This window comes from Devosia sp. XK-2 (genome assembly GCF_037113415.1).
Taxonomy (GTDB): Bacteria; Pseudomonadota; Alphaproteobacteria; order Rhizobiales; family Devosiaceae; genus Devosia.
Genome location: NZ_CP146608.1, coordinates 1,533,573 through 1,547,710, shown reverse-complemented (window position 1 = coordinate 1,547,710; position 14,138 = coordinate 1,533,573). Strand labels below are relative to the sequence as shown.

The 14,138-nt window shown below is 61.3% G+C and carries 12 protein-coding genes and 1 tRNA gene; 6 read left to right on the top strand and 7 right to left on the bottom strand.

Annotated features, from left to right (window positions below):
• Positions 1 to 30: 30 nt before the first annotated feature.
• Positions 31 to 3,411 carry a DUF3971 domain-containing protein gene (locus V8Z65_RS07450; RefSeq protein ID WP_338723523.1) on the bottom strand — a complete coding sequence of 1,127 codons (3,381 nt, stop codon included), beginning with the start codon at positions 3,409 to 3,411 and terminating at the stop codon, positions 31 to 33.
• Between the two features lie 248 nt (positions 3,412 to 3,659).
• Between V8Z65_RS07450 and V8Z65_RS07445 the strand changes: the two genes are divergently transcribed.
• Positions 3,660 to 4,142 carry a peroxiredoxin gene (locus V8Z65_RS07445; RefSeq protein ID WP_338723521.1) on the top strand — a complete coding sequence of 161 codons (483 nt, stop codon included), beginning with the start codon at positions 3,660 to 3,662 and terminating at the stop codon, positions 4,140 to 4,142.
• A 75-nt stretch (positions 4,143 to 4,217) separates the two neighbouring features.
• Positions 4,218 to 5,348, top strand: coding sequence for a M23 family metallopeptidase (locus V8Z65_RS07440; RefSeq protein ID WP_338723520.1), 1,131 nt, complete (start codon positions 4,218 to 4,220; stop codon positions 5,346 to 5,348).
• Positions 5,349 to 5,394: 46 nt separating this feature from the next.
• Here V8Z65_RS07440 and prfB read toward each other — a convergent pair.
• Both prfB and V8Z65_RS07430 read right to left on the bottom strand, forming a co-directional pair.
• Positions 5,395 to 6,520 (bottom strand): peptide chain release factor 2 gene (gene prfB, locus V8Z65_RS07435; RefSeq protein WP_338723519.1). Its coding sequence is split into 2 segments (ribosomal slippage): positions 5,395 to 6,450 and positions 6,452 to 6,520, totalling 1,125 coding nucleotides; the frame shifts between segments, so codons are not numbered across the junction.
• Positions 6,521 to 6,570: 50 nt separating this feature from the next.
• A complete protein-coding gene (locus V8Z65_RS07430) occupies positions 6,571 to 7,092 on the bottom strand; it encodes a peptide deformylase (protein WP_338723517.1) in 522 nt (173 codons plus the stop codon).
• A gap of 54 nt (positions 7,093 to 7,146) precedes the next feature.
• Here V8Z65_RS07430 and V8Z65_RS07425 point away from each other — a divergent pair.
• Positions 7,147 to 7,223 (top strand) — tRNA-Arg (locus tag V8Z65_RS07425).
• On the opposite strand, the gene V8Z65_RS07420 is transcribed toward V8Z65_RS07425, so the two are convergent.
• On the bottom strand, positions 7,218 to 8,255 hold the full coding sequence (locus V8Z65_RS07420; protein ID WP_338723516.1) for a carbohydrate kinase family protein: 1,038 nt from the start codon (positions 8,253 to 8,255) through the stop codon (positions 7,218 to 7,220). The two genes, V8Z65_RS07425 and V8Z65_RS07420, sit on opposite strands and share 6 nt — an antisense overlap.
• A 300-nt stretch (positions 8,256 to 8,555) precedes the next feature.
• On the opposite strand from V8Z65_RS07420, the gene V8Z65_RS07415 reads away from it, so the two are divergent.
• Positions 8,556 to 9,041 (top strand): CAP domain-containing protein, encoded by a 486-nt coding sequence (locus tag V8Z65_RS07415; RefSeq protein WP_338723514.1) that lies wholly within the window; start codon positions 8,556 to 8,558, stop codon positions 9,039 to 9,041.
• A complete protein-coding gene (locus V8Z65_RS07410; RefSeq protein WP_338723513.1) occupies positions 9,031 to 9,261 on the top strand; it encodes a sulfurtransferase TusA family protein in 231 nt (76 codons plus the stop codon). Before V8Z65_RS07415 ends, V8Z65_RS07410 begins: the two co-directional genes overlap by 11 nt.
• A gap of 8 nt (positions 9,262 to 9,269) precedes the next feature.
• Here V8Z65_RS07410 and V8Z65_RS07405 read toward each other — a convergent pair whose 3' ends face one another.
• Positions 9,270 to 10,427: a D-alanyl-D-alanine carboxypeptidase family protein gene (locus V8Z65_RS07405; RefSeq protein WP_338723512.1), complete on the bottom strand. Its 1,158-nt coding sequence runs from the start codon at positions 10,425 to 10,427 to the stop codon at positions 9,270 to 9,272.
• Between the two features lie 166 nt (positions 10,428 to 10,593).
• Between V8Z65_RS07405 and V8Z65_RS07400 the strand changes: the two genes are divergently transcribed.
• Positions 10,594 to 11,163, top strand: a complete 570-nt coding sequence (locus V8Z65_RS07400; protein ID WP_338723511.1) for a DJ-1/PfpI family protein — start codon at positions 10,594 to 10,596, stop codon at positions 11,161 to 11,163.
• On the opposite strand, the gene V8Z65_RS07395 is transcribed toward V8Z65_RS07400, so the two are convergent.
• On the bottom strand, positions 11,164 to 13,620 hold the full coding sequence (locus V8Z65_RS07395; protein ID WP_338723510.1) for a glycoside hydrolase family 3 C-terminal domain-containing protein: 2,457 nt from the start codon (positions 13,618 to 13,620) through the stop codon (positions 11,164 to 11,166). It lies immediately after the preceding gene.
• 76 nt (positions 13,621 to 13,696) lie between these two features.
• Complete coding sequence (locus V8Z65_RS07390) at positions 13,697 to 14,113, bottom strand: DoxX family protein (protein WP_338723509.1); 417 nt, start codon at positions 14,111 to 14,113, stop codon at positions 13,697 to 13,699.
• Positions 14,114 to 14,138: the final 25 nt, after the last annotated feature.

Below are 14,138 nucleotides of genomic sequence, written 5' to 3'. Positions count from 1 at the left end.
AAGGGCGTCGCAGCAGTGCGGCGCCTTTTGCTATTGCGTGGCCGGTGGCAGCTCGCGGGCGCGGAACTCGAACATTTCGCGGAAAATACCCGGTGCCAGGATCGAGAGCGGATTGACCAGGAATTGCGGATCGGCAAGCGGGCCGCGTACGGCAAAGGTAACGCCGACCAATCCCTCGCCATCACGCCCGCCCAGCAATGGCCCCAGAATGGGCAATTGCTGGAAAATATTGTTGAGCCCGAACAGCGGCACATAGGTGCCGGTCAGGTCGTATTGACGGCGGTCGGTATAGATGAACCCCCGCAAGGTGCCACCAACCGTGTCCCCGGCGAGAACCGCGTCAGTCACTTCAACCCGGTCGCTCTTGCGGATGAAATCCACCTGCCCGGCTCGGAAATCGAGCCGATTGCTTGCGGCGATGGCCGCGCGGGAATCGGAATGATTGCCGAGAATCTGCACAACATTATTCTCATCGACGATGGCGAAGTTGCGCATGACCAATTGGCCAACTTCTTGATCCAGTTGGCGGTTGGTCGTCATTACCAGACTGCCGGACCCGCCGGCCAGCTGCGAATAGATCCCGAGCAGACGCAACACTGTGCCGGCGTCGTTGAAGGCCATCGACAAGGTTCGGCCATTCGGCGCCGGATTGGTGGTGATAGAGACGGCATTGCCCTCGTCGAACTGTGCGGTGAGATTGACGCGCCTGAGATTGGCGCCACGCAGGGACATGTCGAGGTCAAGATTGAAGGCGGTAGTGGCGTAGTAGCCGATCGCACGGTCCAATTGGACATCGAGCACTATGGTCTGGTCGAACTGGGTCGACTGCACGCCCCCACTGCCCTGGCCAAGGCTGAAGAAGCGGCTGAGCACCGGCTTGAGGTCAAGCTGGCTGCCGCGAATCCGGACGGAGAAACCACCATCCACCGGCGTCAGGTCCACGGTCGAACTGTCGCCCTGGCTAAGCGCGAAATTGGTGAAATTGGCGGCAACGAGCCCTTCGGTGGCGTGATAATCGAGGCGGCCGCTGAGGCGTACCGTGCCGAAGCTCAAGGCAATATCCTCAAGATGGGTGACTGCACCATCGGGGCGGACGGTTGCTGTCAACAGGCCAGGTTCTCCCACAGCTTTAGATATTCCCAGATCGCGGATGTTGAGGCTGGCGGCCTCGAGATCGACGGACATTTGCAGGGCGCCATCGGCCAGAGGCTGGGCGACAAAGCGAACCTGGCCACCCAGAAATTCGGAGGCGTCGAAGCCAAATTCGGCCAGTTCCGCCACGGCAATGGTGGAGCCGAGACGGATAACCGGCGCGGTTTGCGGCGTTCCCTCGACGGACAGTTCGGCTTGCATGCCATCGATCTCGGCCGTGCCGCCGAGCTGATAATTGTCCTGGGACGCCGAGAAGGAGAGCTGTCCGTCGGAGATGATGCGCCCCTCAATGGGCTGGCTGCTGGCGAAATCGGCAACCGTGCCGTTGACGACATAATCCAGCTTCATATCCCGGCCGACCTCTTCATCGCCCAGGGCAATGGTCGCGACCAGGCCAAGGTCAACCGAGCCAGTGAGGCTTGCGAGGTCGATGGGGAGTTCGAGGTTACTGAGCACTTCGGGCTGCTGTTGCTCCACCAGCGCCAATACCGCCGGAATGGGTGCATTGAGGTCACCAGAAATTTCAATAATGCTTTCGCCCGGCACGGAATTGTCCATGACCAGAGCCGGGTTGGCGACGGTGATCTTGCCGGCGTCGGTATCCAGCGAGCCGCCGCCGCCGGCAATGGTCAGATTCACATCATCGACGCGCAGCCGGGTATCGCCGGAAATGGTGATCGGCGACATTTGGGGGGTCGGCCTGATGGCGACATTTTCTCCGACAATGTCAATTAGCATGCTGTCCGGCGGGATGGGCACGGCATCGTCGCCGATTGCCAGCGAGCCGACCGGGAAATTGAACCGCAAGCGAGCGTTCTTTACGCGGCCTTCCGTGACATTGGCGACGAACCAGTCGCGGCTTTCGCCGGACATGACATAGGGCCAGAGGCGCTTGAAGTCGTCCGCCGTGACCCCTTCGCCGGCAATGGTCATGTCGAGTCCCATGCCCGATTGCAGCATGTCGATGCGGCCTGCCGTTTCAACGGTAGCACCGGCCTTGCTGGCCGTTAGCCGATCTATTCCCAAAGCCCCATAGAGGGGCGCCGACCAGCCGGAAAACTCCACCAGGTCGAAAGGCGTTTCGGGAGCGAGCATGTCGTTGGGATGAATGAACACGTCTCGCGCCGTCAGCGACATGCCGATGGTCGGGCCATAGGCGCGGTCCAGGCCCAGAGCGAAGACGCCGGACACGCGCGCGGTCGACTGCCCGATTTGCAGCGCGCCTTCCGCCAACCGGAACTGACCATCGTCAGGTTGCCAGGTGATGTCGAGAATCGAGCTGGCGACGGGGAAGTAGTCGTTGGCCAGCCGCAGGTCCAATCCGGTGAGATCGAGCTTGAAGGCCCCGCCAATCAGCTTGCCCTCATCGGGTGTGAAGGTCACATCAATAGATAGCGCGCCAGCACCGCGCATGGCCGCCATGCTCTCTCCATCGTCGATGAAAGGGAGGAAAGCGGAAAAGTCCAAATTGGTGATATCGGCCTGCAGGCGCCGCACGCCATCGGGATCAACGGAACGCTCGACACTGCCTATGACGGTCTGCCCGCCGATGCAGGCGCTGAATTCTCCCGTCACCTGCTGTTCGCCGGGCACGGGGCCAATGGTGAGAGACACGTCTTCGAACTGCCGAAAAAGCCCATAGATGGGATCGGCCATATCGATCCGGGCGTCGCGCACAACGAGCCGGGAGAACCGTCCCTGCGCAGTCTGTTCGACCAGATCGGCAATGGCCAATTCACTGGCCTCAAGATTGTAGATCAGCCAATCGTTGTCCGAACGCAGCGGCGGAGGCGCACCGGCATCGAAGGAAATGCCCTCCGAGGAGATGGTTACGGCGGGAAATGTATCGGCGCCCTCAAGAACCCGAACGGTCGGCGGCCCGCCCTCAGGGTTCTCTTCGATTTCGAGGGCACCGGCGCGCGGACCATAAAGATCCTGCACGATCTGCACATGCGGGCCAACAATGGTGATTGTTGTGCCAGGCTGTCCGAACACCGCACGCGCCGGAGAAAATCCGACTTCGAGCGCATCCATCTTGATGCGGGCGCCTGATTTCCTGTCGGAGAATTCCACAGGCGCGAACTGAATGACCGGCCAGACGCCGCCCTCGAGCGCAAGAGCCATATCCCCCATTTGCAGATCGGCAGTTTCGGGCACGAAATTCTGCACAAAGCTGCGAATGGCCTGGCCGGTAAACGGGATGCGAATAGGTGTGATCAGCATGATCACATAGAGAACCAGAAGAATCAGGCAGGGCACGCCCAAAACCCAGACTGCTATTCGGCGCGCACGTCTGAAACCGGATGGACGAACCGGCTGGTCGATGGGTGGTGTCGGAGACAGGTCTGGTTCTGTTGCTTCGCTCACTGCCACCACGTCAAAGATGGGCCGTTCTGATTGTTACAGCCGCAAACAGAATCATCCGCCGCAGGCGGTGCATTGATGGATGATACCGGCTGGAATGTGGCGCTGACACCCTCTATTCAAAGGGCAGCACAGGATGGACCATGACACATCTCAAAATCGGTGATCCGATCCCTTCCTTTTCTCTTGCCTGCGACAGCGGGGAAATCATCACGGCGGACATGCTGCGCGGACGACCCGCGGTTGTGTTTTTCTATCCGCAGGACGATTCGGGCGGCTGCGTCGACGAGAATGTCGAATTTTCCGCATTGTCGGAGGCGTTTGCCGAGCGCGGGGCGCGGCTGATCGGCGTCTCTCCCGACGACATAGCCAGCCACGGGAAGTTTCGCGCCAAATATGATCTGAAGCCGTTGCTCGGCGCCGACCCGGAGCGCCATACGATCGAGGCCTTCGGCCTGTGGCAGCTCAAAAAGCTTTACGGGCGCGAGTTCATGGGGCTGGTGCGCACCAGTTTCGTCATCGACAAGGACGGCAAAATTGCCCGGATCATCCGAGCGACGCGGATAAAAGGACATGCTGCCAAAATGCTCGCAGCGCTCGACGAGGTACTGGCCGCGGCCCAATAACGCCCGCTTTCGCCTTTCTTAACCAAACCAGGCCATAGTTTCCTAACCATGTTTGGTGCGTTGGGAGTTGTGGCGTTGCGTCAGTCCGCCAATTTGGGAGCCGGTAGTGACAGGCCTGCAAGGCGCGGCATCCACCCCGCTCTTTTCTATGCCATGTTCGCCCTGTTGCTGGGCGGCAATGCACTGCAGGGCACGGCGCTTCTAATGGCACCGGACATTGCTCGGCTCCTGAGCGGCCAGAACGAAATGATCGTCACGGCCTATGAAGATCGCCTGGCGCAGATGCGCGTCGAGATCGACCGCCTGCATTCGCGCAATTACGCTCAGGCCGGCGACATCAATCTGCAATTGCAGGAACTTTCTGCGCAGCAGGAAGTGCTGCTGGAGCAGCATCAACTGGTCAAGGCGCTGGTGACCAAAGCGGACCAGCTGGGTCTGGCCGCCGTCGGCGATTTTGATGGCCAAGCGCCTGACCTGGTAACTACAGCCTCGGGCAATCCCGATATGGCAGCCACATCTGCCTCAGTGGCGCAAATGATGGACGAGACACAACAGGCCATGAGCGGCATTGCCAGCGCCGCCACAGAGCGCACCGCCGGCATCGTGGATGAATTATCCAAGCTTGGTATTGATGTGGACCTGCCCGAACCCGGCCTAGATGGGGTCGGCGGCCCCTTACTTGCGGTGGAAGCGGGCGCGGCGGCGGCCTCCCCAATGATCAACGACGCCAACGCGGTCATGGAAGCTTTGCTTCAATACAAGGCGGCGCGCGACAGCCTGCAGCTGGCGCCAGTGCATATGCCAATTACCGGCAATTTTCGCCAAAGCTCAGGCTATGGCAATCGCAAGGACCCTTTTACCGGCGGACGCGCATTTCACTCGGGCCTCGACTTTGCCGCTCCCACTGGCACCTCGGTGCTGAGCGCTGCAGATGGTATGGTGACCTTTGTCGGCGAGCGGTCCGGCTATGGCAAGGTCGTGGAAGTCACCCATGGCAATGGGCTTATCACGCGTTACGCTCATCTGAGCGGTTATCTGTCTCACAACGGACAGCAGGTGCAGACGGGCACCCCTATTGCCAAAGTCGGCTCCACAGGCCGCTCAACCGGCCCTCACCTGCATTTCGAGGTGCATCGGGGCGACCGAACGCTCGACCCCAAACCGTTCCTCGATACGGGCAAGCGTATTCTGGCATTGCTGAACTAGGCGATGAGGGCCCGAACATCGTTCGGGACCCTCCCGACTTTTCCGCCTAGTCTTCGGCAGCAACATCGGTGGCAACACCGACGCGCTGGGCCAGCGCGGCCTCCATGAAGTCATCGAGATCACCGTCCAGAACGACCGAAGGCTGGCCGCTTTCGACGCCCGTCCGCAGATCCTTGACCATCTGGTAAGGTTGCAGCACATAAGAGCGAATCTGGTGCCCCCAGCCAATCTCGGTCTTGCTCGCCGCCTGAGCATTCGCCGCTTCTTCGCGCTTTTGCAGCTCCATTTCATAGAGCCTAGCCTTGAGCATGTTCATAGCCGTGGCGCGGTTCTTGTGCTGGCTGCGTTCCTGCTGGCAGGCCACGATAATACCGGTGGGCACATGGGTGATGCGGATGGCCGAGTCGGTGGTGTTGACGTGCTGACCACCGGCGCCGGAGGCCCGATAGGTATCGATCTTGAGATCGGCTTCGCGGATTTCAATGTCGATATTGTCGTCAACCACCGGATAGACCCAGACGCTCGAAAAACTCGTATGACGGCGAGCGGCCGAATCGTAGGGACTAATACGGACCAGGCGGTGCACACCGCTTTCAGTCTTCATCCAGCCATAGGCATTGTGGCCCTTGACCAGAATGGTCGCGGACTTGATGCCGGCCTCTTCACCATCGTGCATTTCGATGGTTTCGACCTTCATCTTCCGGGCTTCGGCCCAGCGCGTATACATGCGCAAGAGCATGCTCGCCCAGTCCTGGCTCTCGGTGCCGCCGGCGCCCGAGTGGATTTCGACATAGCAATCATTGCCGTCGACTTCGCCGGACAGCAACGTTTCGATCTGGGTGCGTCGCGCCGTTTGTCTGAGTTCGATCAGGGCATTTTCCGCGTCGCGCACGATCTCCTCGTCGCCCTCGCCCTCACCCAGTTCGATGAGTTCGGAATTATCCCTGATGCCGGCCTCAAGCTCACGCACCGTCTTCACGGCAACGTCGAGCTCGTCGCGCTCGCGCATGGTGACGCGGGCCTTTTCAGGATCGTTCCAGAAATCGGGAGATTCGGTTTGCGCGTTTAGCGCGTCGAGACGGAGTTGAGCTGTATCCCAGTCAAAGATGCCTCCTCAGCAGGGTCAGAACCTGCTCGATTTCGGCGACGGTCTTTTCGATTTCCGTGCGCATTGGTCTTCCTTTTCGTGTGCGTGTCCGTGTAGCGAAACACCACCAGCGGATCAACCCATGCGACGGTTCAGTTTGGCAAAGCGCTTGATCGCGCTGTCCCGCTTGAGGCGCGATGCGCGGGAGAGGAAGAAGATACCATTGACCTGATCGATCTCATGTTGTGCCACGCGGGCGGCAAAGCCGTTCAGAGCGAGCTCCCGGGCGACCCCATTTTCATCGTCAAAGGCGATGCGAGCGCCGTCTGGCCTGACGATATCAACCTCTATTCCCGGCATGGAAACCGACCCCTCCCTGCGCGGCACCAGGTCGCCCCAGGTTCCGGCAATGCTCGGATTGTAAAGGATGTGATAGTCCCGGCCGGCCGCGTCGCCCAGGCTGACAACGACTACAGGAGCGACGAGACCAATATGGACAGCGGCCAGGCCATAGGCGTTGGCCTTAACGGCCACCGCCAGAAGATCGCGGCCAATAGCGCGCAGATTGGCATCCACTGGTCGGCGCGTCGCGATGGCCTGGAACCGATCATCCGGAAAAATGATAAAGGGCTTCGCCTCTGCTGCGACATCAGTCATTCCCTGAGCCCATCTTGCAAGTCCAGCCACCGGCTGGTACGTCGGTCATCGGCTGGTCCCGTAGCTCAGCAGGATAGAGCACAGGATTCCTAATCCTGGGGTCACGCGTTCGAATCGCGTCGGGATCACCAGCTTTTCTCCAGTTTGTGAGCCGCGATCTCGCGCCGAACGGCGTCGGTCAGAACCAGTGGACCGGCCATGGACACCTTATGCCGTGCAAGCGAAAAGCCCAGAGCGGCGGCCTCCAGGGGTTGCGCCGCGTCCCGACAATAGGACCAGAGAAAAGCACCGCAAAAAGTGTCGCCCGCCCCTGTCGCGTCGGTAACGCGGAAGTCGGCCGGGACCGGGCTGGACGGCAATTTCCGTTTGAATGGCTCACCTGCTGAATGCAGGGTCACGCCGTCATGGGTTCGCGCCACGATGAGCCAACCGGGCCGCATTGCAGTTCCGATCAAGGCGGGTTCCGCGCCGCCGCGCAACAGCGTCAGTTCTTCACTGTTGAGGTGGAGGATGTCGGTCTGTGCGAGCAGTTGCCGCAGGCCAATGCCGCCGGGGCCAACCCAACCCATACCGGGATCAAGCGAAACGATGAGCTGCGGGTTGCGCTCGCGGGCGCGCTCCAACAATCGCGCGATCAGTGCCGGCGCTTCGGGATCGAGATAGGAGGTGACGTGAATGATGTCGCATCGTGCAATTGATGCCGCCAGACCGGCCATATCGCGGCGCAACCAATCCGCCACGGCACTATTGGCGCCGCTGGCGGTGAGAAGGGTCCGGCCTTGCGCCTCAACCATTGCGAGACATGCGGCCGGGGCGATCGGGCTGACCATGACGCCTGAAGTGTCGACGGCCCAACTATCCAGAGCGTCGCGATGCGGCACCGCCTCGCCGAGGGTGCCGGCGATACCGAAAAAAGCAAGATCGAGCGCCTGGTCGTCGTTCAGCAAGGCGGTGATACGGGCCGCGTTAAACGCCGACCCGCCGAGATATTCCGACGCGCCGAGGGCCAACAGGTACTCAGCGCCGCGCCGCGCGACCACGTTGGAAACCGCGGTTTCAAGCAGCGGCGGCGCCGTGATGCCAAGCGCCTGCAGAATGGGCGCGCATGGCATTTGCGCGACCAGGTCGCGGTTCATCGCTCCGAGAAAACCCAGTCTTGTCATGAGGCGCTGGTAGCGTCTCGCGTTCAAGCAGGCAAGTTGGATCGGTCGTCCGCGCATTGCGGAGGCGCATAAACCGGGTGGAGATTGTTGTGTTGACTGAGGCCGGGCGCTGCCGGCCCTCACAATGCTGCCCATTTTGCACGTTTGTTAGCCGGCCATGCCCGGCGGTTTGGCTATCGGCTCCAACGTGCCACGATCGCGCCGAGCCGAACGGGTTGCTCGTGGCCCATGCCGTTAACGCGGGCGAAGGCGTTGACTGTTAAGGCTGAAGCGCCCGGAACACGTCCCGGAAGGAAACTCATGTCGAATACTATCAGGATGCTGACCCTTGGCGCAGCGACCGTCGGAACAGCCGTTGTGCTGGCCGCCTGTTCCTCTTTCGGTGGCGGAGCGGCCACGCCCGCCGCCTTGGCACCGGCCCTTTCCGCGCGCATGGATCAGCCCAATGCGCGGCTGGATTCCCAACAGGCCATCGGCCTAATCAATGCCTATCGCGCGACCCGCAACATGCCGGCGCTGATGGCCGATTCCGGTCTGAACGCAACGGCACAGGCGCTGGCCGGCCAATATGCGCAGACTGGCACCGCGCCGTCCAAGCCGCAGGCGCTGGCGCAGATGAAATTGAGCGCTGGTTATGCCACCTTCGCCGAAACATTCTCGGGCTGGCGCAACAATGCCTCCGATGCTGTGGGTCTGGCGGCCCCCGCCAGCAAGGCCGGCGTGGCCGTGGTCTACAATCCGTCGTCGAGCTATGGCGTTTACTGGGTGCTCGTCCTTGGCAATTGACGACGACATCATCGATGCCAGGGGGCTAAAATGCCCCCTGCCCGTCCTTAAACTCGAGAAGCGGTTGGCGGGTACTGGTCCTGTCCGGCGCGTCATCGTGCTCGCGACCGATCCGATGGCGAAAATCGACATCCCGCTCTATTGTCGCCAGAAAGGCTACGCCTGCCTCGAAGTAAACAGCGACGGACACCTCAAATTCGTGGTTACGTCACCGGAATAGCGGTGGCGCTATAGGTCGGCGGGACGCGGACGCGGCAGATCGATGGCGATCCCCGTTCCGGTCAGGCTTGGGCGCAATGCATCGTCCAGAGCCGCGCTTTCGACCGGCGCGGTACCGGTAAACATCGGCATGTGTGCCGGCCGCGGGCGCGGCAAGGCAATACCGGTCCTGATGCGTCCGAGGTCAACGGCGGTATATTCGCTCACCGCGATCTCATCGGTCAGATAGGTCGGCTGATCCTCAAGCCCCATGGGAAAGGCCGCTTCCTGCGCGGCGACATAGGCCTTGGCGTCCTTGCCGCAAATCAGGGGCCGCATGTCGACTGGCGTCGTGCCGACGGCATTGGCGAGAGAAAGAACCGACTGCCCTGTCGGTTGCAGGCGTCCACTGAGCGCGTTGACGAAAAGCTCGGCGGCCCGCTCGTTGCGCTCGCGACCGGATGATCCGCCCAAGACGACCGCCAGAAGCTGCCGGCCATTGCGGTCCACCGTTGCGACAATGTTAAGACCAGAGGCGCAGACATAGCCGGTCTTCATTCCCGTCGTGCCGGCAAAGCCTTCAAGCAAAGCATTGTTCGATTCCAGGCGCGCCTTGCCCATGTTGACCACGCCGGTCCGGAACATGGGCAGATATTGGGGAAAGCTCTGTTCGATATAAAGGGCGATGACGGCCAGGTCGCGCGCGCTGGACACCTGTCGAGGGTCATGTAGGCCGTGGGGATTGACGAAGTGAGTTGCCGTCAGGCCCATGCGTCCCGCCGTCTCATTCATCATGGCGACGAAATTGGCTTCGTTGCCGCCGATGGTCTCTGCAATGGCGACGGCAATGTCGTTGGCGGACTTTACGACCAGCAGATAGAGCGCGTCCTTCAGCGATACCGTGCTGTCGACCTTGAGGCCGGATTTGCTGGGCGCCTGGTTGAACGCGTTGCGGGAGATGGTGATCGGCGTGTCCAGCGTCACGGTGCCCTTGGCCACCTCCTCAAATGCAACATAGGCGGTCATCAGCTTGGTCAGGGAGGCCGGGTGCCATGGCTGGCCCGCATCCTGCGCATAGAGAACCTGAAGCGTCGCGCGATCCACCAGCAGCATCGGATTTGCCCAGGCCTGGCCGAAGCCGGCAAAAGACAAGACCAGAGCGAGCAGCAATCGACGAACAAGCAGCAAGATGAAACGACTCCGGGGAACGAGAGGCAAAAGCGCGCCTCTCATATCAGCCGATCCGGCCAATCTCAAGAAAGCCCCGGCACGCTGACGGCCATGTGAAGGTGCTGACACCGCCTGTCACGCGCGCATTCCACGGTGACCAAAGAAAGAACTGTGGAGACATGCGATGAAGACGCTTCTGACAATTTTGACGCCCGGCTTTGCCGATTGGGAAACGGCCCTGCTCAATGCCGGCGCCCGGCAATATTATCACCTCGAGACCAGATTTGCGACATCAGGCGGCGAGCCAGTGACCTCCGCGGGCGGGCTCAGGGTCATGCCGCATCTGGCCATCGAAGAGATAGATGTCGATGATATAGACGCCATTCTGGTCAATGGCGGGACGACATGGTCCCAGCCGGACGCGCCGGACATTTCCGAACTCCTGAGGGCCGCCCGCGAAAAAGGGCGCGTGATCGGTGGTATCTGCGACGGGGTACTAGCGCTGGCGCGCGCCGGCTTGCTCGATGATGTCCGCCATACGGCTAATGGGCCGGAGACATTGCCCGATACCGGTTATGCGGGCGGCGCATTCTATGTCGGCTCACCGCGAGCGGTGCTGGACCGCGGTATTATCACCGCGCCCGGCACGGCCCCGATCAGCTTTATGGGTGGCGTGCTGGACGCGCTAGGGCTACGGACCGGCGATCTGGACTTCTATCTCGGTCTTTATGCCGCCGAGCATCATGCCGCCTGATCAGACGGGCAGCATGAGCGTGGTTGAGCGTGTCAGATCGGCACGCAGCGGCAGATCGAGCGATGACTGACCGATCAGAAGCGCGAATGCGCCGGCCTCGACGAGCCAATGGCCGGCCGCCTCGCGATACCAGGCGAAAGCCCGAGCATCGAGCGACAGGTTGACGGTGTTTGACTGGCCGGGCGCCAGGGCCACCTTGCTGAATGCCTTCAATTCCTTGGCGGGGCGGGGTTCTGTCGACTTCTCGTCGCGCACATAGAGCTGCACAACCGTCGAGCCCGGACGGACGCCCGTATTGGTCACCGTGAACGACACGCTCACGGTACCATCGGCTTCGAAGCGCGTGTCGTCTACAGTGAGCCCGGATAGGGCAAAACTGGTGTAGCTCAGGCCATATCCAAAGGGATAGAGCGGGGTCATACCGATGCGATCGTAATGCCGGTAGCCGACAAATATGCCTTCCTCGTACCGTACCTTGCCTTCAAGGCCCGGATAGATTTCCCTGTCCTGGCTATGGGCGGGATTGTCGGCCCAGCGTACCGGAAAGGTCTGCGGCAGCCGTCCGCCCGGGTCGGCGGCACCGGTCAGCACATCCGCTATCGCATTGCCGGCCTCCTGGCCCGGATACCAGGCCTGAAGCACGGCCGCGACATCGGCGACCCACGGCATCTCGACAGGCCCACCAGTCTGCAACACCACAACGGTGCGTGGATTGGCGGCGGCCACGGCCTTGACCAATTCATTCTGGCGGCCCGGCAGAACGATGCCCTGCAAGTCGCTTCCTTCAGTGTCCCACTCGCCATTGCGGCCGACGAAAACAATAGCGGTTTCCGCGTCGCGGGCGGCCTGGACGGCCGCTTCGATCGCCTCGTCACCCAGTGGCAGACCAATGCCTGCCGCAAAGGCAGCCAGGCCGAGCGTGGCAAAATCCTTGGTCGCGAATTCGATGACAATGTCATGCGCGCGGCCGGCCTCAAGCACCACCGTGCCGACGACCTCGTCGCAGCCTTCCTCGAAGAAAGTCCGGCCCTTGGTCCAGTTCGTCCAGGCGTCGGCTACCAGCCGGCCGTCGACGAACACTTTGGCGAAACCGGCCGCGTAAACGCCAACGCGATGCTCACCGGATTGTTCGGGCGTGAAGGTGCCCGAGATGCGCGCAGAGAAATGCAGTGGATCGACCTTGCCCTCGGCGACAGCACCGATCCAGAAGGCCTGGGCGTCGTCCATCGTGCCGGTATGGACCGGCTGCCCGGACAGACTGTGATTGTCGAAATATTGGACGCTGAAGGTGCCCCGCAATACCGGCTCAAAGCGATGATTGGTACACCCAGCGACGTAGGAAAGCCGATCCGCGCCAAGTGCGGCGCTTAAGCCTTCCCATGGCGAAATGCGGTAATGCGCGTTGAGCTGAGCAGAGCCGCCGCCCATGATCTGTGCCATCTTGGCGTTCGGACCGATGACCGCGACCTTGCCGGCTCCGGACAGCGGCAGCACGCCGTTGTTTGCGAGCAGAACCGTGCCCTCGGCGCCGGCACGACGGATCAGCGCGCGGTGTTCGGGCCGGTTCTCGGCGTGCTCCTGAAAGGGGCGGTGATCATCCAGTGAACCAACCCGCCCCATAAGGCGAAGCATTGCCCCCACGCGCTTGTCGAGCACATCCGTGGCGACCTCGCCGGCCCTTACCGCATCGACGAGCTTCTGGCCGCGATCGCGCGTGGGGCCGGGCATTTCCAAGTCCAGGCCGGCATTGACCGTTGGTGCGGTGGAATGGCTGCCGAACCAGTCGGACATGACGATGCCGTCATAGCCCCATTCCTGGCGCAGCACCGTCGAGAGCAGCCAATTATGCTCGGATGTATAGGTGCCATTGAGCCGATTGTAGGAGCTCATCACGCCCCATGTGCTAGCCTTCTTTACCGCCCATTCGAAGGGGACCAGATAGATCTCGCGCAGCGCCCGCTCGCTGATTTCGCTGGACATGGTCGTCCGCTCGATCTCGCTTTCATTGCCGACGAAATGCTTGATGGTGGCGCCGACCCCCTGCCCTTGCAGGCCATTGATGTACCCGACGGCCAGTTCCGCCGAGAGGATCGGATCTTCGGAATAGCACTCAAAGTTCCGCCCGTTCGTAACCGAGCGATGTATATTCACCGTCGGGGCCAGCAGCATATGGGCATTCTTGGATTTGACTTCGTCCGCCAGGGCCGCGCCGATCTGCTCGGCCAGCTCGACATTCCAGGTGGCGCCAATTGCAATGCCGACGGGGAAACTCGCGGACTTCACGCCGCCAATGAGTGAACCACCACCGCGCGCGCCATTCGGACCATCGGTCACTCTCAACTTGCCGATTCCCAGCCTTTCAATGGCTGGGACCGACCAGAAGTCTTCGCCTGACAGAAGCGCAACCTTCTCTTCCAGCGTCAACGCGCTCAATAATTGGTCGATACGGTTGCTCACGGGTGCTTCCTCCGGCTTGGTTCGCCGGAGGAAGACAATGCCTGCGCCGGTCTGTCAATCGTTGCAATCTCGGAATTTACGCCCCTCGGGGTGCAATTGGAGATTTTGCAGAGCGGCCCCAAACCACCAGCACAGACAGGGCCAATAGGATCAGATTGAAAGGCAGCATGAACAGCTCGCCCCTCATGGTGTGCAGGCCAATGGCAAGCACCTGGATCAAAGAAAAGCCCACTGCGGCAAGGGGTGTCAGGCGCGGCGCAATACGGGTCGCCGCCGGCAAGACAATGCCAATGGCGCCCAGAACCTCCATCGTGCCGACAAAGCGCGTCAAAAACTCGGGATAATCGCCAGCATAGCTCATTCCCGACGCAACCAGAGCATCAATGGGCTGGGTCAATTTCATGAGACCCGCCATGGCGTAAAACAGGGCCAAAACACCCTGCACGACCCACAATCCAATGTTCCAGCCCCGGTTCCCACTCGCTGTTGTCATGGCTCCCCCTCCTCCTGTGATGGTC